The 26,931-nt window shown below is 73.3% G+C and carries 24 protein-coding genes; 19 read left to right on the forward strand and 5 right to left on the reverse strand.

Translation table 11 applies throughout. From position 1 onward, the window contains the following. Nucleotide 1: 1 nt before the first annotated feature. A complete protein-coding gene (gene flgK, locus ACQPXD_RS47670; protein WP_432830349.1) occupies nt 2–1,402 on the reverse strand; it encodes a flagellar hook-associated protein FlgK in 1,401 nt (466 codons plus the stop codon). Then, nucleotides 1,403–1,885 carry a flagellar export chaperone FlgN gene (flgN, locus tag ACQPXD_RS47675; RefSeq protein WP_432830351.1) on the reverse strand — a complete coding sequence of 161 codons (483 nt, stop codon included), beginning with the start codon at nt 1,883–1,885 and terminating at the stop codon, nt 1,403–1,405. Between the two features lie 57 nt (nt 1,886–1,942). On the opposite strand from flgN, the gene ACQPXD_RS47680 reads away from it, so the two are divergent. The 10 genes from ACQPXD_RS47680 to ACQPXD_RS47725 all read left to right on the forward strand — a co-directional run bounded on the left by ACQPXD_RS47680 (nt 1,943) and on the right by ACQPXD_RS47725 (nt 13,875). Further along, complete coding sequence (locus ACQPXD_RS47680; RefSeq protein ID WP_432830353.1) at nt 1,943–3,010, forward strand: FliA/WhiG family RNA polymerase sigma factor; 1,068 nt, start codon at nt 1,943–1,945, stop codon at nt 3,008–3,010. Nucleotides 3,011–4,275: 1,265 nt separating this feature from the next. After that, nucleotides 4,276–5,868, forward strand: a complete 1,593-nt coding sequence (locus ACQPXD_RS47685) for a copper resistance protein CopC (RefSeq protein ID WP_432830355.1) — start codon at nt 4,276–4,278, stop codon at nt 5,866–5,868. Nucleotides 5,869–5,981: 113 nt separating this feature from the next. Continuing rightward, complete coding sequence (locus tag ACQPXD_RS47690; protein ID WP_432830357.1) at nt 5,982–6,845, forward strand: sigma-70 family RNA polymerase sigma factor; 864 nt, start codon at nt 5,982–5,984, stop codon at nt 6,843–6,845. A gap of 67 nt (nt 6,846–6,912) precedes the next feature. Further along, the gene (locus ACQPXD_RS47695) at nt 6,913–7,776 is read left to right on the forward strand and encodes a flagellin (protein ID WP_432830359.1); all 864 of its coding nucleotides are present in this window, start codon (nt 6,913–6,915) and stop codon (nt 7,774–7,776) included. A 115-nt stretch (nt 7,777–7,891) separates the two neighbouring features. After that, nucleotides 7,892–8,752: a flagellin gene (locus tag ACQPXD_RS47700; RefSeq protein WP_432830361.1), complete on the forward strand. Its 861-nt coding sequence runs from the start codon at nt 7,892–7,894 to the stop codon at nt 8,750–8,752. A 128-nt stretch (nt 8,753–8,880) separates the two neighbouring features. Further along, the gene (gene fliD, locus ACQPXD_RS47705) at nt 8,881–10,257 is read left to right on the forward strand and encodes a flagellar filament capping protein FliD (protein WP_432830363.1); all 1,377 of its coding nucleotides are present in this window, start codon (nt 8,881–8,883) and stop codon (nt 10,255–10,257) included. Nucleotides 10,258–10,280: 23 nt separating this feature from the next. After that, nucleotides 10,281–10,667, forward strand: a complete 387-nt coding sequence (gene fliS / locus ACQPXD_RS47710; RefSeq protein WP_432830365.1) for a flagellar export chaperone FliS — start codon at nt 10,281–10,283, stop codon at nt 10,665–10,667. Further along, nucleotides 10,664–11,002 (forward strand): hypothetical protein, encoded by a 339-nt coding sequence (locus tag ACQPXD_RS47715; RefSeq protein WP_432830367.1) that lies wholly within the window; start codon nt 10,664–10,666, stop codon nt 11,000–11,002. The genes fliS and ACQPXD_RS47715 overlap by 4 nt, the downstream gene beginning before the upstream one ends. Further along, nucleotides 10,999–13,167, forward strand: a complete 2,169-nt coding sequence (locus tag ACQPXD_RS47720) for a tetratricopeptide repeat-containing glycosyltransferase family 2 protein (RefSeq protein WP_432830369.1) — start codon at nt 10,999–11,001, stop codon at nt 13,165–13,167. Before ACQPXD_RS47715 ends, ACQPXD_RS47720 begins: the two co-directional genes overlap by 4 nt. A 21-nt stretch (nt 13,168–13,188) precedes the next feature. Continuing rightward, nucleotides 13,189–13,875, forward strand: a complete 687-nt coding sequence (locus ACQPXD_RS47725; RefSeq protein WP_432830371.1) for a class I SAM-dependent methyltransferase — start codon at nt 13,189–13,191, stop codon at nt 13,873–13,875. Here ACQPXD_RS47725 and ACQPXD_RS47730 read toward each other — a convergent pair whose 3' ends face one another. From ACQPXD_RS47730 to ACQPXD_RS47740, 3 genes are all read right to left on the reverse strand, one after another. Beyond that, a complete protein-coding gene (locus tag ACQPXD_RS47730; RefSeq protein WP_432830373.1) occupies nt 13,876–14,841 on the reverse strand; it encodes a glycosyltransferase in 966 nt (321 codons plus the stop codon). Next, nucleotides 14,838–16,820 (reverse strand): glycosyltransferase, encoded by a 1,983-nt coding sequence (locus tag ACQPXD_RS47735; RefSeq protein ID WP_432830375.1) that lies wholly within the window; start codon nt 16,818–16,820, stop codon nt 14,838–14,840. Before ACQPXD_RS47735 ends, ACQPXD_RS47730 begins: the two co-directional genes overlap by 4 nt. Before the next feature lie 68 nt (nt 16,821–16,888). Further along, the gene (locus tag ACQPXD_RS47740) at nt 16,889–19,090 is read right to left on the reverse strand and encodes an MMPL family transporter (RefSeq protein WP_432830377.1); all 2,202 of its coding nucleotides are present in this window, start codon (nt 19,088–19,090) and stop codon (nt 16,889–16,891) included. A gap of 259 nt (nt 19,091–19,349) precedes the next feature. On the opposite strand from ACQPXD_RS47740, the gene ACQPXD_RS47745 reads away from it, so the two are divergent. The 9 genes from ACQPXD_RS47745 (at nt 19,350) to ACQPXD_RS47785 (ending at nt 26,832) form a co-directional block, all read left to right on the forward strand. Then, nucleotides 19,350–19,691, forward strand: coding sequence for a flagellar basal body rod protein FlgB (locus ACQPXD_RS47745; protein WP_432830379.1), 342 nt, complete (start codon nt 19,350–19,352; stop codon nt 19,689–19,691). A gap of 5 nt (nt 19,692–19,696) precedes the next feature. Beyond that, a complete protein-coding gene (locus ACQPXD_RS47750) occupies nt 19,697–20,101 on the forward strand; it encodes a flagellar basal body rod protein FlgC (RefSeq protein WP_432830381.1) in 405 nt (134 codons plus the stop codon). A 2-nt stretch (nt 20,102–20,103) separates the two neighbouring features. Beyond that, nucleotides 20,104–20,394 (forward strand): flagellar hook-basal body complex protein FliE, encoded by a 291-nt coding sequence (fliE, locus tag ACQPXD_RS47755; RefSeq protein WP_432830383.1) that lies wholly within the window; start codon nt 20,104–20,106, stop codon nt 20,392–20,394. Continuing rightward, on the forward strand, nt 20,394–22,007 hold the full coding sequence (gene fliF / locus ACQPXD_RS47760; RefSeq protein ID WP_432830385.1) for a flagellar basal-body MS-ring/collar protein FliF: 1,614 nt from the start codon (nt 20,394–20,396) through the stop codon (nt 22,005–22,007). Before fliE ends, fliF begins: the two co-directional genes overlap by 1 nt. Nucleotides 22,008–22,088: 81 nt before the next feature. Then, on the forward strand, nt 22,089–23,099 hold the full coding sequence (gene fliG, locus ACQPXD_RS47765; protein WP_432830387.1) for a flagellar motor switch protein FliG: 1,011 nt from the start codon (nt 22,089–22,091) through the stop codon (nt 23,097–23,099). After that, a complete protein-coding gene (locus ACQPXD_RS47770) occupies nt 23,083–23,883 on the forward strand; it encodes a FliH/SctL family protein (protein WP_432830389.1) in 801 nt (266 codons plus the stop codon). The genes fliG and ACQPXD_RS47770 overlap by 17 nt, the downstream gene beginning before the upstream one ends. Continuing rightward, complete coding sequence (locus tag ACQPXD_RS47775; protein WP_432830391.1) at nt 23,880–25,196, forward strand: FliI/YscN family ATPase; 1,317 nt, start codon at nt 23,880–23,882, stop codon at nt 25,194–25,196. Before ACQPXD_RS47770 ends, ACQPXD_RS47775 begins: the two co-directional genes overlap by 4 nt. Then, nucleotides 25,193–25,627, forward strand: coding sequence for a cell envelope biogenesis protein TolA (locus tag ACQPXD_RS47780; protein ID WP_432830393.1), 435 nt, complete (start codon nt 25,193–25,195; stop codon nt 25,625–25,627). Before ACQPXD_RS47775 ends, ACQPXD_RS47780 begins: the two co-directional genes overlap by 4 nt. Beyond that, a complete protein-coding gene (locus tag ACQPXD_RS47785) occupies nt 25,624–26,832 on the forward strand; it encodes a transglycosylase SLT domain-containing protein (protein WP_432830395.1) in 1,209 nt (402 codons plus the stop codon). The genes ACQPXD_RS47780 and ACQPXD_RS47785 overlap by 4 nt, the downstream gene beginning before the upstream one ends. Nucleotides 26,833–26,931 lie beyond the last annotated feature (99 nt).

Here is a 26,931-nt window from a genome sequence, read left to right on the forward strand (position 1 = left end):
CCTACCTCTTCATGTTGATCAGCGTGTCCAGCGTCGTGTCGACGGTGCTGATCACCTTGGCGGCGGCCTCGTACGCGCGCTGGAACATGAGCATGTTGGTCATCTCCTCGTCGAGGCTCACCCCCGACTCGGCCTGCTCGGCGGCGGTGACGTCGTCGGCGATGACCTGCTGGGCGCTCGCCCGCCGGTTGATCGTCTGGGCCTGGATGCCGATGTCGACGACGAAGTCGCGGTACTGCGTGTCCGCCCCGGCCGGGTCCTTCGCGATCGCCGCCATCAGGTTGGCGTTGTCGCCCTGGAACGGCGTGGTGGGCGTGCTCGACGCGGCGACCTTCGTCGGATCGGTGATCGCCACCGCGATGTCCTTGGCGCTGGTACCGCTGAAGAAGTCCCCGCCCGGCTGCGGCGCCGGCGTGGCGGCCGGCGGCGCGGTGGTGATGTCGAAGCCCTTGGCGTGCTGGGCGTTGACGGTCTGGATGAGCGTCTGCGCGACGCCGTCGAGGCCGGCGACGGCGTTGGGGATCGTCCGGCTCAGCGCCTCCAGGTGCGAGGCGATCGTGCCGGTGGCGATCGCGGCCGGCGTGCCGTTGTCGCCGAACCGCACCTGCACCGGGGCGACGCCCACCCCGTCGACGGTCGTGGAGCCGGCGGACTGCAGCGTCCGCACGGTGTCGCCCTGCACCAGCAGGTTGCCGCCCAGCGACACGTCGACCATGCCGTTCTCGTTGAGCCGGCCGGTCGCGCCGGTCAGCTCCGACAGCCGTAGCACCAGCTGGTCGCGCCGGTCGGACAGCTCGTTGGTGGGCATGTTCGCGGTCCGCGCGAGCGCGATGCGCGTGTTGAGGTCGGCGATGCCGGCCGAGGTCTGGTTGACCACGGCGAGGTCCGAGTCGAGCTGCTCGCGGGTGGCGCCGAAGAGGTTGTCGAGGTTCTGCCGGGTGGTGTTCATGGTGGAGGCGACGGTCCGCGCGCGGGTCAGCAGCGCGGTGCGGGCCGAGATGTCCCCGGGCCGGTTCGCCACGTCCGACCAGGCCGACCAGTAGTCGGCCAGCTGGGACTGCAGCCCGGTGTCGCTGGGCTCGCCGAGGGTCTGCTCGACGTTGGCGTACACCCCGCTCTGCGCCTGCAGGTACTCGTTCAGCCCGCGCTCGGCCCGGGTCCGGTTGGTGTTGAACTCGTTGTGCAGCCGGGTCACGTCGGTGATCCGCACGCCGTCGCCGACACCGTTGCTGGTCGACCAGCGGCCCGGGTCGGTGACCGCCTCGACGGGCGAGAGCTCGACGCGCTGGCGGGAGTACCCCTCGGTGTTGGCGTTGGCGATGTTCTGCCCGGTGAGGTCGAGGGCGCGGCGCTGCGCGTAGAGGGCGGAGAGGGCCGTGTTCAGGCCGGAGAAGGTGCTCATCTACATCGCCTCGTCAATCAGCCGGGTACGGGGTGCCGCCGCGACGGTCTCGCCCTTTCGCCCGTAGGTCTCGACGGAGCCGACGACGGCGAGCATGGTCTCGCGCGCCGCGCGGGCCCCGGTGGTCAGCAGGTCGCGGTTGGCCTCGGCGAGCGCGCTCACCTCCGCGGTCAGCGTCAGGAACGCCTTGCGGTGCTGGGTGAGCAGGTCCCCCCAGGGCGGCGGCGCCGCTTCGGCGAGCGCGCTGAGGCTCGGGTTCGCCGCGAGCCCGAGCTCGGCGCCGATCGCCTCGACCTCGGCGGCGCGCACGACCTCGGTACGCCGGATCTCCTCCAGCACGACCTCGACCTCGCGGGTGGCGTGCGCGAGCCAGCGGGTACGCCCGGCGGCCAGCACGAGCTGCTCCTCCTCGAGCTTGAACAGCAGCAGCTCGAGCATTTCGCGTTCCCGCCACAGGATGCTCGCGAGATCCGCCAGCCCCATCCGTCCCTGCCTCTCCGAGTCCGGCTCACCCGGCAGTTCGGCATTTCGATGCAGGGGTTGAGCACAACCGCCCTGCAACTTTGCGTCACCCGGCGGTGCACCCACGGCTACCGAGTCTGGTTCTCGACCAACTCCTGCCACGAAGAGGTTGCCGTGACCGTCACCGCCGAAGCGCCCACGTCCCTGACGCCCACCGTCACCACCGAAGCGCCCACGTCCCTGACGCCCACCGTCACCACCGAAGCGCCCACATCCCTGACGCCCACCGTCACCACCGAAGCGCCTACGTCCCTGACGCCCGAGGAGCTGGACTCCCTGGTGCGCAGCCACCTGCCGCTCGTCGGCCATCTGGTCCGCGAGATGCTCGGCCGCCTGCCCACCCACGTCTCCCGCGAGGACCTCATCTCGGCCGGCATGGCCGCGCTGGCCGGCGCCGGGCGCTCCTTCGACCCGAGCCGCGGCATCCCGTTCGGCAGCTTCGTCACGAGCCGCATCCGCGGCGCGCTGCTCGACGAGCTGCGCGGCCTGGACTGGGCCAGCCGCTCGGTGCGCGCCCGGGCCCGCAAGGTGGAGACGGTGCAGCAGGAGCTGACCGGCCGCCTGGGCCGCACCCCCACCCAGGCCGAACTGGCCGAGGCGATGGGCGTCGCGGTGGAGGAGCTCAAGGCGATCGGCGAGGACGTGCAGCGCGCGGTCGTACTGTCGCTGCAGGGCTTCACCGCCGGCTCGGCCGAGGAACTGGTACCGGAGCGGACCGCCGGCCCCGAGGACCTCATCCTGCACCGGGAGCGGATCGGGTACCTCCACCAGGCCATCAACGCGCTCCCGGACCGCCTGCGCCGGGTGGTCACCGCCTACTTCTTCGAGGAGCGCCCGATGAACGACATCGCCGCGGAACTGGGCGTGACCGAGTCGCGAATCAGCCAGCTGCGCGCCGAGGCCCTGGTCCTGCTGCGCGACGGCCTGAACAACCACCTGGACCCGCACCTGCTGGCCGGCCCGGACCGCGGCAACGGCTGCGTGGCGCGCCGCCGGGATGCCTACTACGCGCAGATCGCCGCCCAGGGCGACCTGAGCGCCCGCCTGGCGATCACCACCCCCCTAGGCCTACCAAAGGCCGCCTGACCTGCCCTTTCCTCCGGAATATCCAGACACTCCGTGTCCGGATATTCCGGATTTATACCCCGCCAGGGGATAAATCCGCTTCTGGGCGGCCAAGGCGGACGAATGTCTCCGTGATCATGCACCTCGTCACGGCGGCACCACGGGTCCGCCATGATCACGGAGACTTGTGGTACACGGGAGTACATGTTCACTCCGTGATCATGAAAAACCGGTGGTGTCGGCAACCGCTCCGACATGATCACGGAGACTTCCGGTCGCAGCAAGGCGCCGGGACAGCACCCGCCGCGATCGGCTGGCAGCGCAGCGGACGCGCGCCGGACCGGCCGCCCCGCGACGATGCTGAAGACACGGGCGCGGCACAGCGCGCGGGCGCGGCACACAGGCACGGCGCGGGCGCGGGCGCGGCACGGCGCGCGGGCGCGGCACGGCGCGCGGGCGCGGCACGGCGCGCGGGCGCGGCACGGCGCGCGGGCGCGGCACGGCGCGCGGGCGCGGGCGCGGCACGGCGCGCGGGCGCGGGCGCGGCACGCGGGCACGGGCACGGCACGGCGCGCGGCACGCGGGCACGGGCGCGGGCGCGGCACGCGGGCACGGCGCGGGCACGGGCACGGCGCGGGCACGGGCACGGCGCGGGCACGGGCACGGCGCGGGCACGGGCACGGCGCGGGCACGGGCACGGCGCGGGCACGGGCACGGCGCGGGCACGGGCACGGCGCGGGCACGGGCACGGCGCGGGCACGGGCACGGCGCGGGCACGGGCACGGCGCGGGCACGGGCACGGCGCGGGCACGGGCACGGCGCGGGCACGGGCACGGCGCGGGCACGGGCACGGCGCGGGCACGGGCACGGCGCGGGCACGGGCACGGCGCGGGCACGGGCACGGCGCGGGCACGGGCACGGCGCGGGCACGGGCACGGCGCGGGCACGGGCACGGCGCGGGCACGGGCACGGCGCGGGCACGGGCACGGCGCGGGCACGGGCACGGCGCGGGCACGGGCACGGCGCGGGCACGGGCGCGGAGCGTCCCGCGCGCCACGGTCCAGGCGTCGTGACTGGCGGCGGCTGCCGCGACGGGCCTGGGCACGTGCCGCGCGTGGGCCCGGCGGCGCCCGACGCCGCAGCGCGGACGCCGACAGGTTGGTATGCGCGGGCGCCGGCGTGGTCGAAAGGCCGGTGAACTCTTGGGCGGCCGGCGCCGTACCACCGACGTGAGCTGGCGTCGGCGGCGGGTGTCGTGGTGGGTGTTGGCGGCGATGGTGGGAGCCATGGCCGTGCTCGTGCTGCCCGGTCGGCCGGCCAGCGCGCACGCCGTGCTGACCCAGGCCGAGCCGCAGCCGGGCGCGGTGGTCGCCGCGGTGCCGCCGGTGGTCGTGCTCCGGTTCAACGAGTCCGTGCGGGTGGTGCCCGGCAAGTCGCAGGTGGTCGGCCCGGACGGCAAGCGGCTCAGCACGGGCGATCCCGAGGCGTCCGACGGTGCGCTGTCGTTCCGGTTGCGCGGTACCGACCGGCCGACCGGCACCTACGTGGTCAGCTACCGGGTGATCTCGGGCGACAGCCACCCGGTGTCGGGGTCGTTCACCTTCTCCGTCGGCGCGCCGTCGGCGAGCGCGCCGCAGGCCGTGGTGATCGGGACGAATCCGGTGGTGGCCGCCGCCGTCCCGGCCGCGAAGTACGTGGGGTACCTGGGGCTGGTGCTGCTGATCGGGGCCGCGGTGATGCTGGCGCTGTGGTACCCGCGCCGGCTGTCCCGGCGGGGGCCGTTGCGGATGGCCCGGGCCGGCGTGGCCGCGGTGGCCGCGAGCGCGCTGGGCGCGCTGTGGTTGCAGGCGCCGGCCGCCTCCGGCGCGGCGGTGCTGGACGTGTCCCCGGTCGAGCTGCGCGAGGTGCTGCTGAGCGAGTTCGGGCTGGTGCTGGTGGGCCGGTTGGCCGCGCTGGCGGCCGTGGCGGTGCTGCTGGGCGGGCTGCGCCGGCGGCCGGGCCGGCGGCGCGGTGCGCTGCTGGTGGCGGCGGCCGTGGCGGGTCTGGTGACGTGGCCGCTGTCCGGGCATCCGGTGGCGTCGCCGCACGCGGCGCTGCTGGTGGCGGCGGATGTCGTGCATCTGGCCGCGATGGGGTGGTGGATCGGCGGGCTGGCCTGCCTGTGGGCGTTGCTGCTGCGCCGTGCGGATCCGCGCGAGCTGCGGCTGATCCTGCCGTCGTGGTCGCGGTGGGCGATGGCGGCCGTGTACTGGCTGGTCGTCGCCGGCCTGGTCCAGGCGGTCGTGCAGGTCGGCGGGTGGGCGGAGATCACCGGCAGCACGTACGGGCGGGTGATATTGCTGAAGGCCGGCCTGGTGGCGGTGGTGCTCGGGGTGGCCTGGTTCTCGCGTCGCCTGGTCCAGCGCGGCAGCGCCGCCGCGGCACCGGGCCGGCTGCGCCGGACGGTCGGCGCCGAGGCGGCCATCGCCGCGCTCGTCCTGGCCGCCAGCGCCGCGCTGGTGCAGCTCAGTCCGGGCCGGACGGTCGACGTGGAGGCGGTGGCGGCGGCCCGGGCCCAGGGGTTCGCCGCGACCTTGACCAGCTCGTTGTACTCGGTGCAGTTCGAGGTGTATCCGGCGACCGTGGGCGAGTACAACAGCTTCCACGCCTACGCCTACACGCCGGAGGGCAAGCCGCTGCCGGTCGTGGAGTGGAAGGTCACCGCGGCCCTGCCGGAGCAGGGCATCGAGCCGATGGACAACCCGGTCTTCACCCTGGTCGACAACCAGGGCATGGGCAACGTCACCTTCCCGCTGGCCGGGCAGTGGCGGCTCAGCCTCACGCTGCGCATCTCCGACTTCGATCAGGCCACGGTCAGCACGCGAATCCCGGTGCGCTGAACCGCGGCCAACCGGCAAGGCGCAACCGGATAGCAACCCACTGCGACCTTATGTGTACCCAACGTGACAGAGGCTGGTTCACGAGACCGCTCTCCTGCCACGAAGAGGTTGCCGTGACCAGCACCGCCACCCGACCCGACCGGACGACCATTGCCGAGCGAGAGGACCTCGTCCGCGACCACCTGCCGCTCGTCGGCCACCTCGTCCGCGAGCTGCTCGGCCGGCTGCCCGCCCACGTCTCCCGCGAGGACCTCGTCTCGGCCGGCATGGCCGCGCTCGCCGGGGCGGCCGGGGCGTTCGATCCGGGGCGCGGCATCCCGTTCGGCAGCTTCGCCACCGCCCGCATCCGCGGCGCGCTGCTCGACGAGCTGCGGGGTCTGGACTGGGCCAGCCGCTCCGTGCGCGCCCGGGCCCGCAAGGTCGACGCCGCCCAGCAGGCGCTGACCGCCTCGCTCGGGCGCACGCCGAGCGCGGCGGAGCTGGCCGCGTCGCTCGGCGTGGGGATGGAGGAGCTCAAGAACCACGACGACGACGTGCAGCGCGCGGTCGTGCTGTCGCTGCAGGGCTTCGCCGCCGGTACCGCCGAAGACCTCGTCCCCGAGCGGGCGGCTGGGCCCGAGGACCTCATCCTGCACCGGGAGCGGATCGGCTACCTCCACCACGCCGTCGACGCGCTCCCCGAGCGGCTGCGCCGGGTCGTCACCGCCTACTTCTTCGACGAGCGGCCGATGACCGAGATCGCCGCCGAGCTCGGCGTCACCGAGTCGCGGATCAGCCAGCTGCGGGCCGAGGCGCTGGTGCTGCTGCGCGACGGGCTGAACAACCACCTCGACCCGCACCTCGTCGCCGCGGCCGAGCGCGGCGCCGGCTGCGTCGCGCGCCGCCGCGAGGCCTACTACGCGCAGATCGCCGCGAAAGGCGACCTGAGCGCCCGCCTCGCGGTCACCAACCCACTCGGAATGCCACGCAGCGCCTGAAAGCGCGCCGCGGGCCAAGGACGGCCCGCGGTGAGGGCACGACCCACGAGTCACGGAGGAGTATTTAATGGGTCTACGCATCAACAACAACATCGCCGCGCAGAACGCCTACCGGAACCTGTCGATCACCGACACGCAGATGAGCAAGTCGCTGGAGAAGCTGTCGTCGGGCTACCGGATCAACCGGGCCGCGGACGACGCGGCCGGGCTGTCCATCAGCGAGGGGCTGCGCTCGCAGATCGGTGGGCTGAAGGTCGCCGTGCGCAATGCCCAGGACGGCATTTCGGTGGTACAGACGGCAGAAGGCGCGCTCACCGAGACCCACTCGATCCTGCAGCGCATGCGCGACCTGTCGGTGCAGGCGGCCTCGACCGGTTCGCAGGACTCCGACGCCCGGGCCGCGGCGCAGACCGAGTTCTCCCAGCTCAACCTCGAGCTGGACCGGATCGCCACGACGACGAGCTTCGGCGGGCAGAAGCTGCTGGACACCTCGGGCAGCAACGCCTACCTGGGTACCTTCCAGGTCGGCGCCAACGGGGCCGCCGCGGACCAGATCGGGGTCGACCTGAGCTCCAACGTGTTCGGCAGCGGCGCGGCGGTGTCCGGCTTCGACTCCAACGGGCTGGGCCTCGCCAGCATCGACCTGACCTCGGCCGGTACCGCCGCGATCGACACCATCGACGCCGCCATCAAGGGCGTCTCCACCGCCCGGGCGACGCTCGGTGCCTACCAGAACCGCTTCGAGCACACCATCAACAACCTCAACGTCGCCGTGGAGAACCTCTCCGCGTCGGAGTCACGCATCCGCGACACCGACATGGCCGAGGAGATGGTGTCGTTCACCCGCTCGCAGATCCTGACCCAGGCCGGCACCAGCATGCTCGCCCAGGCCAACCAGGCACCCCAGAACGTCCTGTCCCTGCTGCGCTGACCGGGAAGCCGGCGAAAAAAGCGCGCGAAAACCTTGAGTGGCAAGGGTTCGCGCCGATGAGAAGAACGACCGGACCACGGATGGACCGGCATGACCCCGCTCAAGGAGGAAAACCGTGGGTCTTCGTATCAACAACAACATCGCTGCTCAGAACGCTTACCGGAACCTGTCGGTGACGGACAGCCAGATGAGCAAGTCGCTGGAGAAGCTGTCCTCGGGCTACCGGATCAACCGGGCGGCCGACGACGCGGCCGGCCTCTCCATCAGCGAGGGTCTGCGGTCCCAGATCGGCGGTCTGAAGGTCGCGGTCCGCAACGCGCAGGATGGCATCTCGGTCGTGCAGACCGCTGAAGGTGCTCTCACCGAGACGCACTCGATCCTGCAGCGCATGCGCGACCTGTCCGTTCAGGCGGCCTCCACGGGTTCCCAGGACTCCGATGCACGGTCGGCGGCACAGACCGAGTTCGCCCAGCTCAACAGCGAGCTCGACCGCATCGCGACGACCACGGCCTTCGGCGGGCAGAAGCTGCTCGACATCGCCAACGGTGCCTACCTGGGCACCTTCCAGGTCGGCGCGAACACCGCCGGCGCGGATCAGATCGCGGTCGACCTCGGAACCGCGGCCTTCGGCAGCGGCTCCACGGTGACCGGCTTCGACTCGTCCGGCCTCGGGGTCAACACCCTGGACCTGACGACGGCGGGCACGGCCGCGATCGACGCGATCGACGTCGCCATCAAGGGTGTTTCGACGGCTCGGGCCACCCTGGGTGCCTACCAGAACCGGTTCGAGCACACCATCAACAACCTCAACGTCGCGGTCGAGAACCTCTCGGCGTCGGAGTCGCGGATCCGCGACACCGACATGGCGCAGGAGATGGTGTCGTTCACCCGCTCGCAGATCCTGACCCAGGCCGGCACCAGCATGCTGGCCCAGGCCAACCAGGCGCCGCAGAACGTCCTCTCGCTGCTGCGCTAGGACTGAGGAGCAACGACTTGACGGGGACATGACATGACAGGGCACGGCATCCAGCCAGGGCGCCGTGCCCTGCCGCATCGCCCCCGAAGCCCCCGGAAGCCCCCCACGAATCCGTAAGGAGGGACCGCATGGTCACCGGCGGAAGCGTCGACGGCCTGGTCTCGGGCCTGCAGACCTCGACCGTCATCGCGCAGCTGATGCAGGTCGAGGCGGCGCCGCAGACCGCGCTCAAGCAGAAGGTCAGCACGCAGCAGAAGGTCGTGGGGGCGTACCAGTCGATCAACACGAAGATGAGCGCGCTGCTGACCGCGGCCAAGGCGCTCAACGACCCGGCCGCGTGGAAGGGCGCCACGGCCGCGTCAAGCTCCGACTCCGTGCTGGCCACCACGAGTACCACCGGAGCCAGCCAGGGCGGCTCGGTCACCTTCCGGGTCAAGCAGCTCGCCGCCGCGGAGTCGCACATCTTCTCCGGCGGCACGGTGGGCTCGACGAGCGACAGCATCACCAGCTCGCCGACGGTCACCATCACCAACACGGCCACCGGCAAGCAGACCGACGTGGCGATCACCGACACGTCGCTCAAGGGCGTGGCCGACGCGATCAACAAGGCGACCGACTCCGGCGTGCGGGCCACCGCGATCCAGATCTCCCCCGGCAAGTACACCCTGCAGCTGACCGCCGGCACCACGGGCGAGGCGTCGGCGTTCACCGTGCTCGGCGTCGACGGCCTGGGCCCGGACGTGATCTCCACCGACGGCGCGAACGCGGTGCTCACGGTCGGCACGAGCCAGACGAACTCGTTCGACATCTCCTCGGCGACGAACACTTTCACCGGGCTCATGGACGGCCTCACCATCACCGCCCGCAGCAAGCAGGCCGACACCGACCCGCCGGTCACGGTCACCGTGGCCAGCGACACCGAGGGCATCGCCGGCAAGGTCCAGGCGATGGTCGACGCGGCCAACGCGGCGCTGAGCGAGATCGGCACGCAGACGAAGAACTCCAGCGGCGACGTGCCCGCCGGGACGCTCGCCGGCAACAGCTCGATGCAGCTGCTGGCCGGCCGGATCCTCGGCACGGTCTCCGGCGGCGCCGGGGCGCTGGGCAGCCTCAAGGACGTCGGCATCGAGCTGACCCGCGACGGGCAGCTGTCGTTCAACAAGACCACGTTCGTCGCGGCGCTCAACGCCGATCCGGTCAAGACGCAGTCGTACTTCAACGGCACCACCGACACCGACGGCGACGGCATCAAGGACGGCTTCGCCGACAAGATGGCGGGCATGGCCGACAAGGCCACCCAGATCAACACCGGCACCCTGGCCCAGCTGATCACCAGCGGCAACAGCGCGATCACCGACCTCAACGACCAGATCAGCGACTGGGACACCCGCCTGGCCGCCCGCCAGGAGACGCTGCAGCGGCAGTTCACCGCGATGGAGACCGCGCTGGGCTCGCTGAAGAACCAGTCGACCTGGCTGGCCGGCCAGCTGTCCTCGCTGGGCTGAACCCCTCCGGCCTGGGAGCCTGAATGACCACACAAGCGCTGCGAAACCGCTACGTCACCGACAGCGTCTCGACCGCGCCGCCCGCGCAGTTGCTGGTGATGCTGTACGACCGCCTGGTGCTCGACCTCATGATCGCCGCACAGGCGCTGGAGGCGGGCGACCGGCCGACCGCGTCGAGCCGGGTGTACCACGCCCAGGAGATCCTCATGGAGCTGCGCGCGACGCTGGACACGTCCGCCTGGAGCGGCGGCCCCGGCCTCGCCGGGCTGTACAGCTTCATGATCAACGAGCTGGTGCAGTCGAACGTCGCCGGCGACCGGGCCCGGATCGGCAAGGTCCAGGGCTTCGCGGAGCAGCTGCGCGACGCCTGGCGGGAGGCGGCCGCCCGGGTGACCGCGACCGGCTCATGACCGCCCTCGCCGACCCCTGGGAGGCCGCCTGGTCGGCGGCGCTGGACGCGCTCGAGCTCGAGGCCGACGCGGTCGAGCGGATGCTGCGCCACCGGGACATGCTGCTCGCGGCGGAGCCGGACCGGGCGGTGTTCACGCCGCCGGCGGGGCTCGGCCCGCTGCCGCTGGCGCTCACCGAGCGCGCCCGCCGGCTCATGCAGCGGCAGCTGGACCTGTCGCGGGAGCTGTCGATCGCGATCGCCGGCAACCGCCAGCAGTCCCGCCTCGTCGCCCGCCTGCAGCGGGAGGGCGGCACCGGGCACACGCCGCCGGTCTTCGTGGACAACCGCACATGAGCCACATTCCCGTCTCCGTGATCGTCGCCGCCGGTGGCAGCCCCGACGACTTCCATGCCTGCCTGGAGTCGCTGCGCCCCACGCTGGGCCTGCGCGACGAGGTGGTGTGCGTCCTACCGCCCGGCCGCCCCGAACTGCACGCCGAGCTGCGCGGGCAGTCGTGGCTGCGGGTGCTGGAGGGCGCCGCGGCGGTACCGTGGGCCGACGGCCTGGCCGCGACCCGGCACCCGATCGTGGTCCTGCTCGACGGCGACGTCGTGGTCTCGGCGCACTGGCTCGACCCGGTGCTGGAGGCATTCGCCGACCCGGCCGTGGTGGCCGCCGGGCCGCGGTGCAACCACAGCTACGGGCCCCAGCAGGCGGACCTGCCGGATTCGGCGATCGAGAGCGCGGCGGCGTTCAAGGCCTACGCCCGGCAGTGGCGCCAGGAGCACCGCGACGAGTTCACCGACGTGGACCGCCTGGGCCCGGTGGTCGCCGCCATCCGCCGCGACGCGCTCACGATCGCCGGCGGGCCCAGCGTCGACCTGCCGTACGAGGAGCTCGCCGCGCAGGGCCGGCTGGTCGTGGCGCAGGGCGCGCTGGTGGCGCACGTCGGCTCGGCGCGCTGCGGGCTGCGCCTGCCGGACCCGCCCGACGACGCGCCGCTGCTCACCGCGAGCCTCATCGTCAAGGACGAGGAGGATGTACTCCCCCGCTGCCTGCAGGCGCTGGGCGAGCTGGCGGACGAGATCGTGGTGTACGACACCGGCTCGACCGACCGCAGCATGGAGATCGCCCGCGAGCACGGCGCCCGGGTCGTCGAGGGCTACTGGAGCGACCACTTCGGCGACGCCCGCAGCCGCGGCCTGCCGCACTGCCGGGGCCGCTGGGTGCTGTGGGTCGACGCCGACGAGGTCTTCATCGGCAACGCCTCGGTGGTCCGCGAGACCATTCGCTACAGCGACCACGGCGCCTGCTTCGCCACCATCGACAACCGCGAGGGCCACGAGGGCGGCGCCGGCTCCAGCACGATCTACTTCCCGCGTCTGTTCCGCCGGGCCCGCGGCCGCATCTACGGCCGCCTGCACGAGCAGGTCGTGGACCGCATCACCGGCCGGCCGCTGACCGGCGGCCTGCTGCCCGAGCTGGTCCTCGACCACTACGGCTACACCCGGCTGCGCGGCACGCTCAAGAACAAGGCCGAGCGCAACCTGCGGCTGGCCCGGCTCGCGGCCGAGGACGTCAGCGGCCTGACCGCGATCGCCAACCTGGCCCGCTCCCAGCTCGGCTCGGGCCACATCGAGGAGTGCATCGCCAACAGCCGCCGCGGCCTGGCTGAGGCCAAGGAGCACACCCACAAGGTGCTGTTCCTGAAGATCCTGGCCGACGCGTACCTCAAGGTGAACCGCCTCGCCGAGGCGGGCGTCACGATCGAGCAGCTGCGCGCCATCGCCACCACGCCGTTCACGGTCGGCGAGCACGAGGTCAAGCTCCGCTTCGCCGAGGGCGACTACGAGCGCACCCTCGAGCTCATCGCGCAGCTGCCCGAGTCCGGCGCCAACGACCTGCTCTACGGCGTCGGCCGGGGCCGCTTCGCCGGCCTGCACGTCGACGCGCTGAGCCGGCTGGACCGCCACCGGGAGGCCGCGCACCAGCTCCGCGAGGCCCTGCGGGAGGGGCACATCCCGGTGCCGGTGGCCCGCCTGGCCCAGGTCCTCGGCGCCGCGGACGGCAGCCTGGCCGAGGTCGCCGAGCTGCTGCCCGCGGCGAGCCTGCGCGGCCTGCTGTTCCACCTCGCCGAGGCCCCGCCGGAGGCCGCCGACGAGCTGCTGGAGGCCCTGTGGCGGCGCTACCCGGGCGAGCCGACGGTGCTCGCCCTGGCCGCCCGGGTGGGCCGCCTCGTCCCGCTGATCCGGGCCATGGAGTGGTCGGCCCGGCTGCGCCGGCACGGCTTCGCGGAGCGCTGCACGCTGCTGTCGCTGTCCGCCGACCGGCGCCGCACTCCGCGGGAGCGCACCCTGGCCGCGGCGATCGCCCTGGAGATGTTCCACGACGAGGCCGCCCTGCCGCTGCTGAACGAGGCGCTGGCCGACGTGCCCGACGAGGCGAGCGCGGCGGTCCTCGAGGAGATGCGCATCCTCGCACCGCGCGTGTCGGCCGGCATCGAGCTGGCCGACGCCTGAACATTCGCCGAGGAGGCCGACGTGAACCTGCCAGGATCGGAGCCGGCGCCGGGCGGCTACCGGTGGAACCGGGACGTGCTCACCGGTCGGCACCCGGACGACGACGTCTTCGAGTTCATCTACGAGCGCAACGTCTGGGGCAGCGGCGAGTCGGCCTCCGGGCTCGGCTCGGAGCTCGCCCAGACCCGGGTGCTGCGGGTCGCGCTGCCCGAGCTGCTGCACCGCCTGGGCGCCACCCGGCTGCTGGACGCGCCGTGCGGCGACTTCCGCTGGATGCGGCACGTCGACCTGGGCGGCATCGACTACGTCGGGCTGGACGTGGTGGAGCGGATGGTCGCGACCGACCAGGAGCGCTTCGGCGCGCCGGGGCGGCGGTTCGTGGCCGGCAACGTCATCAGCGAGCCGCTGCCGGAGGCCGACGTGATGCTGTGCCGGGACTGCCTCGTGCACCTGTCGTACCGCCAGATCTTCGACGCCCTGGGCAACATCGCCCGGTCCGGGATCGGCTACCTGCTGGCGACCACGTTCGTCGAGCGCGCGGAGAACCACGACATCGTCACCGGCGACTGGCGCCCGCTCAACCTGTGCGCGCCGCCGTTCAGCCTGCCGCCGCCGCTGCAGGTGATCGTCGAGGGCTGCACGGAGAACGGCGGCGCCTTCGCCGACAAGGCCCTGGGCCTGTGGCGGACCTCGATGCTGCCCGCGTAGTCACCGGTCGGCGTCCGGGCCCTCCAGCGAGGCCAGGGAGCGCAGCGAGCGGGTGTTCTCCCCCGGGTCCGCGGACAGCGCCACGCGCACGGCCGCGCGCAACGCTGCGCCCTCCGGCTCGCCGTAGACGACGATGTCCGGCAGCGCCCGCCGGCCGGCGAGCTGGCTCAGGATCCCCGCCATCGCGTCGCCGATCGCCTCGGTCACCGCCGGGACCCCCTTGACCACCAGGGCCAGCTCCGTGCCGGGCGCGGCCCGGGCCGCCTCCAGTGCCCCGGACAGGACCGCGGCGCCGGGCTCGATCAGGTCGGGATCGATCTCCACCACGATGCGCTGGGCCGTGGGCGCCGGCTCCTCCTGCCAGGACTTGGTCCAGTGGTGGGCGGCGTAAGCGTCCGGGAAGGTCTCGCCCGCCCGGTGCGGTTCGGTCCAGTGGTACGGGAAGAACAGCTCCGGCCCGAAGATCGTCGGCACCGGGTTGCCCAGCGCGTCCTGCTCGGCGATCGTGCGGGTGAGCAGCTCCGGGCCGGTCTGCTCGTTGGGCGGGCGGCCCGGCCGCCAGGCCACCGAGTCGGGCAGGGCGGCCATGACCGCGGCGATGAACGGGTGCCCGGGCGTGCCGCCGAGCAGGCCGTTGGCGGTGCGGAAGCCGTCCTCGCGGGCGCAGAACAGCTCCACGCCACTCAGGAGCGGCTCGATGCTGCGGTAGCACTCGAAGTCGGTGTCGAGATAGACGCCGCCATGGTTGAGCAGGATTTCGTACCGCAGGATGTCCGCCTTCTGCGCGAGCGAGACGGTGGCGTCGAAGTACCCCTGATTGATCAGCGGCGGCACGTCGGCGTCGGTCCACAGGCGCAGCTCCCACCCGGGGTGGTAGCGGGCCCACGTCTCGCCGTAGGCGCGCTCGCGCTCGGGCAGCGGGCTGCCGAGCCAGATGCGGTGAAAGACGCGCGGGATGACGGTCATCGGAAACTTCCCACCAGCTCGCGGGTGTGCAGGAGGCGGCGCAGCGACTCGGCGACCGTGCCGCGCGGCAGAGGCAGGGCGTGGCGGGCCGGATCGTGGCCGTCGACGGGCGCGAACGAGGCCACCACGTCGCAGGCCCGCCACAGGTCGTCCGCCGTGTCGCAGGCCAGCACCTCCGGGTCGCCGGGACGCCCGGCTCCGCGCGAGGACCGCTCGCCGCCGGAGCCGGTGCCGCGCGAGGACCGCTCGCCGCCGCCGCCGGTGCCGCCGCCGGTGCCGCCGCCGGTGCCGCCGCCGGTGCCGGTGCCGGTGCCGGCGAACGGGTGACCGGGCGGCACGCCGACCACGAGGACGGCGGATCCGGGCGGCGCCGCCGCCACCTCCCGCGTGACCTCGCCGAGCAGCGGCGAGAGCGAGCTGACCCCGACCCGCAGCGCCCGGCCCTCCGCGCGGGCGCGGGCCCGGCGGGCGCCGAGCAGCCAGCCGAGGCTCGCCTCGAGGGAGGAGACGGTCAGCAGGTCGTTGTGGACCCGGTCGAGCAGCGTGCCCTTGCCGTGCGGATCGGGCCGGCGGCGCAGTTCCTCCAATGTGGACGGCCAGTCCGCGGTCAGCAGCCGCAGCCGGGCGTCCGCGCGGCGGGCGAGCCGGCGCGCGGTCGCCTCGTAGGTGCTGCTCCGGAACGCCGGGTGCGTGCGCAGCGCCGGGTGCCGCTCGGCCAGGTGCGCCCGGGCCTGCCCGACCCGCCCGGCCCGGCGCATCAGCGAGACGGCGTCCAGGCCGATGCGCACCCGCTGGACGGCGTGGCGGTTGTGCACCACGCGCAGGCCGCGCGGCCGCTGGGCGAGCCGGTAGGCGAGGTCGGCGTCCTCGGCGAAGGCCACCTCGAACCGGGCGTCGCCGAGCACGCTGCGGCGGATGGTGGAGCGGCCGCCCCAGAACTGGTACCAGTCGCCGATGCTCAGGTGGCGCAGCCCCTCGTGGCTCATGTAGACGAGCCCACGGAAGGCGAGCCAGGCCTCGACGCCGGTGGCCCGGTCGGCGGTCGGGCCGGTCCAGCCGAGCACCGCGTCGACGTCCTCGCCGTGCTCGGCGTAGGTGCGCAGGTGCTCGGCGAGGCAGCGCGGCGCGGGCTCGTCGTCGTCGTCGAGGAAGAACAGGATGTCGCCGCGGGCCGCGTCGATGCCGACATTGCGCGCCTCGCCGAGGCCGGCGTTGCGCTCGAGCCGGATGAAGGTGAGGTCGAGCCGGTCGAGGAACGGCAGGACGACCGGCTCGGCCGACTCCGCCGAGCCGTCGTCGACGACCACCACGTGGAACCGCTCGCGCGGCAGCGTCTGCTCGCACAGCGCGGCGAGGCAGTCGTGCAGGGCGCCCGGGCGCTGGTAGGTGGTCACGATGACGCCCATGGTCAGGTCGGTGGCCGGCGGCTCCAGGTCGCCGGCCAGCTCGCGGTACACGTCGGCCCAGCCCTTGCCCGCGCGGGGGCTTGCGTGGTCGAGCACCGGGCTGCCCGGGTCCAGCCAGTCGGCCCGCAGGCCGCGGTGGTCGGCGACGCAGACCAGGTCGGCACGGGTGAACTGGTCGGTGAGGAACGCCTGAGCGGGCTCACCGGGCGGCGGCTGCCAGCCGGCGTGGACGCTGACCACCAGCGGCAGGCCGAGCAGCCAGGCCCGCTCCAGCACGGCGGCGTCGGCCCGCTCGCCGGCGAGGTGGACGTGGACGACGTCGACCGGCCAGCCGGCCAGCAGCTCCGCGAGCAGGTGCTCCGACGGCGTGTCGCCCAGGAACGGCGCCGGGTTGGCCACGTCGAGCACGAACTGCCGCACGCCCTGCTCCAGGCCGGTCTCCCGCAGCACGGTGGCCTCGGCGGCCGCCGGCTCGATCGCCAGCACGTCCCAGCCGCGGGCGGCGACCTGCCGGGCCAGGCCGGCGCAGCGGCGGAAGGCGATGGCGTCGCGGGACGGGAGGATGACGGCCACACAGGGCCGGCGTGTGTTGTTCCGCACACCGGCCCCATCGGCACCCGTTTCGCACCCCTGAGGAAACCTCAGCGGACGCCGACCAGCTCGCCCTCGACCTCGCGGCCGCGGTGGGCCGGCTTCGGGCGCGGGCGCAGGAACCGCGGCGCCCACCAGTTGGCACTACCCAGCAGGGTCATCAGCGAGGGCAGCACGACCGCCCGGATGATCGTCGCGTCGAGCAGGATCGCCGCGGCCAGGCCGACGCCGAGCTGCTTCATGTCGATCGTGCTCAGCGAGGCGAAGATGGCGAACACCGCCACCATCACCACGGCCGCGCTGGTGACCACGCCGGCCGAGCCGGAGATGCCCTGCGCCACCGCCTCCCGGGTGGTCAGGCCCCGGCGGACCCCCTCGCGGATCCGGCTCACCACGAAGACGTGGTAGTCCATCGACAGGCCGAACAGCACCACGAAGAGGAACAGCGGCAGCCAGGACACGACCGCGTCCATGGACTTGAAGCCCAGGATGCCCTCGGCCCAGGTGCCCTGGAAGATGAGCACCACCAGGCCGTAGGAGGCGGCCGCGGAGAGCATGTTCAGCGCGATGGAGGTCAGCGCGACCACCACCGAGCGGAACGTGAACGTCATGACCAGGAAGGTGAGCAGCAGCACGAAGCCCATGACGATCGGCAGCTTGTGCGTGACGTGGTCGGCGTAGTCGACGTCGGAGGCGACGAACCCGCCGACGGCCGCCTCCGCGCCCGGCACCCCGCCGAGCGTCTGCGGCACCAGCTGGGTGCGCAGCCGGGTGAGCGACTCCCGCGCCTGGTCCGAGCGGCCCTCGAACGGCGTGGCCACGTCGAGCAGGGCAACCTTGCCGTCCGCGGACACCCGCACGTCCGGCGCCTCGTCCAGCGGCGCGAACAGCGGGTCGGCGGCGGCCCGCTGGGCGAGCCGGGTCAGCGCGGCCTTGGTCGCGTCCAGCTGCCCGGCCGGGACGCGCACCGCGACCGTGTGCACCGTGCCGTTGCTCGGGAACGCCTTCACGAGGCGGTCGTACGCCTGCATCGCCGGCGTGGTGCGCGGCAGGTCCTCCATGCCGGGCGAGGTGAGCCGCATGGACAGCGCCGGCCCGGCCAGGGCCAGCAGGGCCAGCACCGACACCGCCAGGGTGGCCGCGGGCCGGCGCAGCGCCGGGCGCAGCAGGGCCGACCAGACCCGCGATCCCTGGTCGTCGGTGCGGGGCCGGGTGAGCCGCCACAGTAGCGGTACCCGCGGCCGGTCGATCCACCGGCCCAGCTTGGCGAGCAGCGCCGGCAGCACGGTCAGCGAGCCGAGCACGGCGACCAGCACGACCAGGATCGAGCCCAGCGCCAGGGACGCGAAGACCACGTCGCCGGCCAGGAACAGCCCGGCCATCGCGATCGTCACGGCGATGCCGGAGACGACGACGGCGTGCCCGGACGTCTCGGCGGCGATCTCGACCGCGTCGAGGTGCGCCCGGCCCTTGGCCCGCTCTTCCCGCTCGCGGCGCAGGTAGAACAGCGAGTAGTCGACGCCGACCGCCATGCCGATGAGCAGGATGACGCTGGAGGTGGTGTCGCTCGCCGGCACCAGGTGCGAGGCCAGCGTGGACAGGCCGAGCGCGGCGGCGACCGAGGACAGCGCCAGCAGCACCGGCACGCCGGCGGCGATGAGCGCGCCGAAGGCCACGATGAGGATGGCGAAGGTGACCGGCAGGCTGAGGTACTCGGCCCGCTTGAAGTCCGCGCCCAGCGTGTCGTCCATCGCCTTGGAGATGGACGGGCCGCCGGTCTCCTCCACCCGCAGGCCGGGGTAGCGGTCCTGCACGCCGGCGGTGGCGGCGGTCAGCGGCGCGAGCCGGTCCGGCGCGGTGTCCGGATCGCCCTTGAGGGTGACCCGCACCAGCAGGGCGCTCTTGTCGTGCGACGGTAGCGCCGGGCTCACGCCGGCGACGTCCGGCAGCGCCTGCATGGCCGCGGTGACGTCGGCGGCGGCGCGCTGCGCCGCGTCGGGGTCGAGCGCGCCGGAGCGCGCGGTGATGAGGACGCTCTCGACGGCCGGGTTGTCGAAGTGCCCGTCGTTGGCGATGATGTCGGCCCGGCCGGACTCGCCGATGGCGTAGTCGCGGGTGGTGGCCTCGACGGTGCCCGCCATGCTGCCGCCGACGAAGCAGACGGCGACGAACACGACCCACAGTGCGATGGCGCGCCACGGGTGCTCCGCGCTCCAGCGCGCGACCCGGACGGTGATCGGTCTCTTCTCCACGGCGTTGACGCTATGGATCGGCCGGCCGCCGGACATCCGGGCTGCTCCCGGCCCGCACCCGGATCCGCGAACCCGGGGTTTCCCTGAGTATCAGGGGCCTCATCGGGGGCAGAACCCGCACCGCGACCGCAACCCGGCGGCAACCGAAAAACCGCCGAAGTGGCTCAGCATCTCCGCCGCCGGGCCGATACCCCTGGTGAGCAAGGATCGCTCATCGCATGCGCCACGGACCGGCGACACACCGACGGGAGTTCGGTTCGTGTTCGAGGACACCACGTCCGTCACCCTGCACGGGGCCCTGGCCGGGCTGGCCGAGCGGCAGCGGGTCATCGCGGACAACATCGCCAACATCAACACTCCGGGGTTCCTGGCCGGCCGGGTCGAGTTCGAGGACGCGCTGCGGGCCGCGGTGCAGGCCGGCGATCCGGGCGCGGCCACCATCGGGGTGGCCCGGTCGCTCGAGCCGACCCGCGAGGACGGCAACAACGTCAACCTCGACCACGAGGTGCTGTCCAACATCGACACGGGGCTGCGGTACCAGACCATGCTCCGCGCGACCGACGACAAGTTCGGTCTGCTGCGCACGGCGATCCGGGGCTGAGGGCGATGGGCATCTTCGGGGCGATCGGCATCGCCGGCACCGGCGTGACCGTCTACCGCAAGTGGATCGACGCGGTGTCGGACAACATCGCGAACATCAACGACGCGGTGCCGACCGGCGCGCAGGCGTTCCGGGCCCGGTACGTGCAGGCGCAGGCGGTCAACTACGGCGCCGGCGACGGGGGCGTGACGATCGCGGGGACGGCGCTGGGGCCGGCGAAGGGGCGGCTGGTGTACGAGCCGGAGAACCCGATCGCCGACCGGGAGGGCTACGTGCAGTACCCCGACATCGATCTCGGCTCCCAGATGACCCAGCTGATGATCGCCCAGCGCGCCTACCAGGCGAACCTCACCGTGGTCGATCGCGCCAAGGACGCCTACCAGGCGGCGCTGCAGGTCGGGAAGGGCTGATCATGACGATCTCCCCCGTTTCGGCCCTCACCCCCATTTCGTACAACGCCGAACTGCCGGGCTCGGCGTCGGGCGCGGACTTCGGCGCCGTGCTGGCACAAGGGCTGCAGAAGCTGCAGGACACCCAGAACACCGCCGACGACCTCGCCGTCCAGGCGGCCACCGGGCAGCTCACCGACGTGCACGACTACATCATCGCCGCGACCGAGGCGAGCCTCGCCACCAGCCTCACCGTGGCCGTGCGCAACCGCGCCCTCGACGCCTTCAACGAGATCATGAGGATGCAGGCCTGATGCGTGACCGGCTCACCACGCTCGGCCGGCGGACCCTCGACGGCTGGAAGTCGTTCAGCCCCGGGCAGAAGGCGGTCACGATCGTCGCCGTGCTGGCCATCGCGATCGGCGGGTACTTCTTCGCGAGCTGGGCCGGCAAGCCGACGATGGCGCCGCTGTTCTCCAACCTGGCCGCCGCCGACGCGAGCGCCATCGTCGACAAGCTCAACGCCGACGGCGTGCCCTACTCGCTCTCCGACGGCGGCGGCACGATCAACGTGCCGGCCGACCAGGTGTATCCGCTGCGCATCGAGATGAGCGGCGCAGGCCTGCCCGCGCAGGGCGACGCCGGCTACGCGCTGCTGGACAAGCAGGGCATCATGACCAGCGAGTTCATGCAGCAGGTGACCTACCGGCGGGCCCTGGAGGGCGAGCTCGCCAAGACCATCAAGTCGATCGATGGGGTCAATGCCGCGACGGTACACCTGGCCATCCCGCAGAAGGACGTCTTCGCCGACGACCAGCAGGCGCCGACGGCCTCGGTGCTCGTCGACACCGGCACCCGGCAGCTCGGCGGGGACCAGGTGAGCTCCATCGTGCACCTCGTCTCCTCCAGCGTGGAGGGCCTCACCGCCGACGCCGTCACCGTGGTCAGCGCCAGCGGCAAGGTACTGTCCACATCGGACTCCAACGGCGGCGGTGCGGGCTCGGACAGCTCGGCCGGCCTCACGTCGTCCTACGAGCAGCGCCTCCGCGCGGCGGTGCAGACCATGCTCGACACCGTCGTCGGGCCGGGCCACTCCGCGGTCAACGTGACCGCCGACCTGAACTTCGACGACACCGAGACGAAGACGCAGCGCTACGTCGCGGATCCCGCCGTACCGCCGCTGTCGGAGCAGAAGAAGTCGGAGCAGTATGCCGGCGGCAACGGCGTCCCGGTCGGCGGCGTGCTGGGCCCGGACAACATCCAGGTGCCCAGCGGCACCGGCGGCGACGGGCAGTACCAGCAGACGACGGAGACCCGCAACAACGCCGTCGGCATGGTCACCGAGACCACGAAGACGGCCCCGGGCGCGGTCCGCAAGCTCGGCATCGCGGTGATCGTGGACAGCTCGGTCGCCCGGGTCGACCTGGCCCAGCTGCAGCAGCTGGTCTCCTCCGCGGTCGGGCTGGACGCGACCCGCGGCGACCAGATCGCGGTGAGCTCGATGGCCTTCGACCAGACCACGGCCGCGGCCGAGCAGAACGCGGCCAAGGAGGCCGCCAAGGGTCAGCAGGCGCAGGTGCGGCAGCAGTACGTGCAGATGGGCGCGATCGTGCTGGCGCTCCTGGTGCTGCTGATCATCGCCGCGATCGCCGGCCGCCGGCGGCGCAAGGCCGAGAAGCAGCGGCTCACCGCGGAGCAGAACGCCGCGCTGGAGGAGATGCAGGCCGCGATCGAGTCGGCCCGGGCGAAGCTGGCCCTGGAGGGCGGCGGCGGCCACGGCGGCGCCCCAGCGCTGGAGGGCGGCGGCGCGCCGGGCGAGGAGTTCGACCGCGACGGCCGCTTCCGCGACCTGACCACGATGGTCGAGAAGCAACCGGACGAGGTGGCCCAGCTGTTGCGCGGCTGGCTGGCCGACCGGCGCAGCTGAGGACGAAAAATCCAGCCGCTCCGCGACCGGATTTTTCGGACATATCATCATTTTGTGGGTTTCTAGGAGAGTCGGCGGTTCATGGTTACGGGTGAGATGACGGGGCTGCGCAAGGCCGCCATCCTGCTCGTCCAGATGGGCAAGGACGACGCCGCCAAGATCATGGCGCACCTGCGCGAGGCGGAGGTCGAGGAGCTGACCGCCGAGATCGTGCGGCTCGGGCAGGTCGAGGCGGACATCGCCAACGTGGTGCTCGAGGAGTTCCACGACATGGCCACCGGTCACCGCTACGTCGGCCAGGGCGGCATGGACTTCGCCCGCGACCTGCTGGAGGCCTCGCTCGGCCGGGAGCGGGCCGGCGAGATCGTCGGCCGGCTCACCACCGTGTTCATGGACGTGCCGTTCGGCTTCCTCGGCCAGGCCGACCCGCGCCAGCTGCTGTCGTTCCTGCAGGACGAGCACCCGCAGACGATCGCCCTGGTGCTCGCCCACATGACCGCGACCCAGGCCTCGCAGATCCTCTCCGGCCTCGCGCCCGAACTGCAGGCCGACGTCGCGCACCGGATCGCCGTCATGGACCGCACCTCGCCCGACATCATCCGCCAGGTCGAGGCGACGCTGGAGCGCAAGATGTCCTCGGTCCTGCAGCCCAGCGACCTGTCCAACGTCGGCGGCCTGGAGCCGCTGGTCGAGATCATCAACCGGACCGACCGGGCCACCGAGCGGCTCATCCTGGAGGGCCTCGCCGGGCGCAACCCGGAGCTGGCCGAGGAGATCCGCTCCAAGATGTTCATGTTCGAGGACATCGTGTCGCTCGACGACCGGTCGATCCAGCTCGTACTGCGGCAGGTGGAGACCAACGACCTCGCGACCGCGCTCAAGGGCGTGCGCGAGGAGGTGCGCCAGAAAGTCATGAAGAACCTGTCCGAGCGCGCCTCGGAGAACCTCGCCGACGAGATCGAGATGCTCGGCCCGGTCCGGCTGCGCCAGGTCGAAGAGGCGCAGGCCAAGATCGTCCAGGCCATCCGCATGCTCGAGGAGTCCGGCCAGATCGTGATCAGCAGGGGCGATGACGATGAGTTCGTCGGCTGAGTACCCCCTCGCCTTCCCGCCGCCGCCGAAGCGGCGCCCGAGCCCGCCGCGGCCCGCGTTCCCGCCCCCGCCGCCACCGCCGTCGACCCCGGCCACCCGGGCGTTCCCGCCGCCGGAGAAGCCGGCGACGGTGCGCTACGGCGAGAGCGTGCTGCGCGACGCGCGCGCGGAGACGGCCCCGTCCGCGCGCTTCGACGTCGACCTGCGCGAGCGCGAGGCGCCGCCGCCCGAGCTCGTCGCGCGGTGGCGGGCCGAGGCCGAGGCGACCGGGTTCTCCGCCGGCTGGGCGCAGGGCGTGCGGGAGGCGCGCGACGACGCCGCCGCGGAGGCCGCCCGCGCCGCGGCCGAGGCGGCCCGGGCCGTCGAGGCGCAGCGGCTGCGCGTCGAGGCCGCGCTGCAGGCGATCGGCCGGGCCGCCGACGCACTGGAGCGCCGCGCCGTGCCCGCCGCGCACGACATCGAGGACCAGATCGTCGCCACCGCCTTCGCCATCGCCGGGGCGGTGCTCGGCCGCGAACTGCGCACCGCGACCGAGCCGGGCCGCGAGGCGCTGGCCCGCGCCCTCGCGCTGGCGCCGTCGTCAAGTCCGGTGACCGTACGGCTCAACCCGGCCGATCGGCTGACGATTGGCCGTACGGAACTGGTCATGGACGGCCGCACGGTGTCTCTCGTGGACGACCCGGCCCTCGGGCCCGGCGACGCGGTGGCGCTGTGCGACGCCACGACCGTCGACGCCCGGCTGGGCCCCGCGCTCGACCGGGTCCGGGAGGTCTTGCAGCAGTGACATCCGCGCTTCACCAGCGGCTCGCGGCCGCGGCCCGGGCCGCGCATCCGCGCGTGACCGGCCGGGTCGTGTCGATCGTCGGCCTGTCGGTCACCGTGGCCGGCGTCGAGGGCCGCGTCGGCGACCTCATGGAGATCGGCGACCCGGCCGCCGGCGACGTCGTGCCGGCCGAGGTCGTGTCCATCACCGGCGACCGGCTCGCCTGCCTGCCGCTCGGCCCCCTCGCGGGCATCGGCGCGGGCAGCCCCGTGGCGAGCACCGGCCGGCCGCTGGACATCCCGGTCGGCCCGCAGCTGCGCGGGCGCGTGCTCGACGGCCTCGGCCGCCCGATGGACGGCGGCCCGGCGCTGATCGGCCTCGACCGCGTGCCGGTGGAGAACGACGCCCCGGTCGCCCTCGCGCGCGGGCGCGTCCTGGAGCCCCTCTCCCTCGGCGTCCGCGCGCTGGACACCCTCGTGCCGTGCGGCCGGGGCCAGCGGATGGGCATCTTCGCCGGCAGCGGGGTGGGCAAGAGCTCGCTGCTGTCGATGATCACCCGGGGTACCGACGCGGAAATCTCCGTCATCGGGCTGGTCGGCGAGCGCGGACGCGAGGTGCGCGAGTTCATCGAGAACGACCTCGGCCCCGAGGGCCTGGCCCGCTCCGTGGTGGTGATCGCCACCTCCGACCAGCCGCCGCTCGTGCGGCTGCGGGCCGGCTCCGTGGCGACCCGGATCGCCGAGTACTTCCGCGACGGCGGCCACGACGTCCTCCTGCTCATGGACAGCCTCACCCGCACCGCGACGGCCCAGCGCGAGGTCGGCCTCTCCGCCGGCGAGCCGCCCGCCACCCGCGGCTACCCGCCGAGCGTCTTCGCCCTGCTCCCCCGCCTGCTGGAGCGGGCCGGCCCGGCGCCCACCGGCAGCATCACCGGCCTGTACACGGTCCTCGTCGAGGGCGACGACCACAACGAGCCGATCGCCGACGCGGCCCGCTCGATCCTCGACGGCCACATCACCCTGGACCGCCGCCTGGCCACGTCCGGGCACTTCCCGAGCATCGACGTGCTCGAGTCGGTCTCCCGGGTGGCGAACGCGGTCACCACCCCCGGGCAGCGCGCGAACGCCACCGCGCTGCGCCGCATGCTCGCCGCCCACCGCGACGTGCGGGAGCTGGTGGAGATCGGCGCCTACGTCGCCGACACCAACCCCGACGCGGACCGCGCGCGGGAGCTGTGGCCCCGGATCAACGACTTCCTCCGGCAGGACCTGGAGGACACCACCCCGGCCACCCGGGCGTGGCAGCTGCTCGACGCGTTGCTGGCAGGAGCATGATGGCCAAGAGCGGGTTCCGCCTGGGCGCGGTGTTACGCGCCCGCAAGGCTCAGGAAGACATTGCCAAGGCCGCGGTGGTACGCGCACGAGCCGACGCCGCCGAGGCCGTCCAACGCGTCCGGGCGCGCGAGCGCGACCTCGACGGCCGCCGCGTCCCCGACGCCGCCTCCTCGGCCGCGTTCGCCGCCACGCTGACCGCCCGCCAGGCCCTGGCCGGCGAGCTGGCCGCCGCGATCGGCCTGCGCCGGCTCGCCGACACCTCGGTCGAGGAGCGGATGAACGAGCTGGTCGACGCCGCGGTACAGCGCCGCACCATCGAGAAGCTGCAGGAGCGGCACGACGCCACGCGCAAGCGCACGGAGGCGGCGGCCGAGGCGCGGGCGGTCGACGACATCACGACCGCGAGCGCTTTCCAGGAGGAGCGGCCGTGACGGTACTCGAGGCACAGGCCCGCATCACCGAGATCCGCGCGCTGCTCACCCACTCCCGCCCCCCGTCTGCCGACGCGTCGTTCGCCGACACCCTCCGGTCCACTGTGGACGCCGCGACGGCCGTCCCCGCGACCCCCGGCACCACCCGGCTCTCCGGCGCGGACGCCGTCACGGCGGCCGAGCGGTACCTCGGCACGCCGTACACCTTCGGCAGCAACGTCCCCGAGAACGGCCTGGACTGCTCGGGCCTGGTCCAACGCGCCTACGCCGACCTCGGCGTGCGGCTACCGCGCACCGCCCGGGAGCAGGCCCGCGCGGGCACGGCGGTGCGGTCGTTGTCGGAGGCGCGCCCGGGCGACCTGCTCGCGTTCGGCAACCCGGTCGACCACATCGCCATGTACGCCGGAAACGGCCGGATGATCGTCGCCCCGCACACCGGCGAGGTGGTCAAACTCGAGCCGGTACCGTCCACGCCGACCGCCATCCGCCGCATCGTCCCCACCGCCTCCGCGCCCACCACGCCCGCGCTCCGCCCGGCCGCCCTGGCAAGCTACAGCGCCCTAGCGGGTTCCACCGCCCTACCGGGCTCCACCGGCCTCGCAGGCTCCACCGGCCTGGCGGACTACAGGGGCCTGGCCGGCTACGCCGCCCTCGCGGGCTCCACCGGCTTGGCGGGCTCCACCGGCTTGGCGGGCTCCACCGGCCTGGCGGGCTCCACCGGCCTCGCAGGCTACAGCGGCCTGGCGGGCTCCGCCGGTCTGACGGGCGCGGGCGCGCCGGAGGGTTCGGCGGTGCCCTATGCGGACCTGTTCCGCACCGTGGGCGCCCGCTACGGCGTGAATCCGGCCTTGCTGGCCGCCGTGGCCAAGGTCGAGTCGGGCTTCGACCCGACCGCCGTCAGCGGCGCTGGCGCACAGGGCTTGATGCAGCTGATGCCCAGCACGGCCGATGGCCTGGGCGTCGACGCCTTGGACCCCACCGAGGCGGTGGACGGCGCCGCCCGCCTCCTGACGTCGAACCTGCGCCGGTTCGGCTCCCTCGACCTGGCCCTGGCCGCGTACAACGCGGGCGGCGGCGCGGTGGCCCGCTACGGCGGCATCCCACCGTTCCCGGAGACCCAGGCCTACGTCCCGAAGGTGAAGGCCGCCATGACCCAGCTGTCCCGCTCCCTGCCCCCGGTCGCGTCTGCGGGGTCCCCGGCATGACGGCCCGCCCGATCGCCCCGCCCTCCGCCGCCGCACAGCCTCGCACCCCCGCCAACACCACAGCGGCGACTTCCGGGGACGACGGCTTCGCCGACACGC

Source organism: Dactylosporangium sp. CA-092794 (genome assembly GCF_050948465.1).
GTDB lineage: Bacteria > Actinomycetota > Actinomycetes > Mycobacteriales > Micromonosporaceae > Dactylosporangium.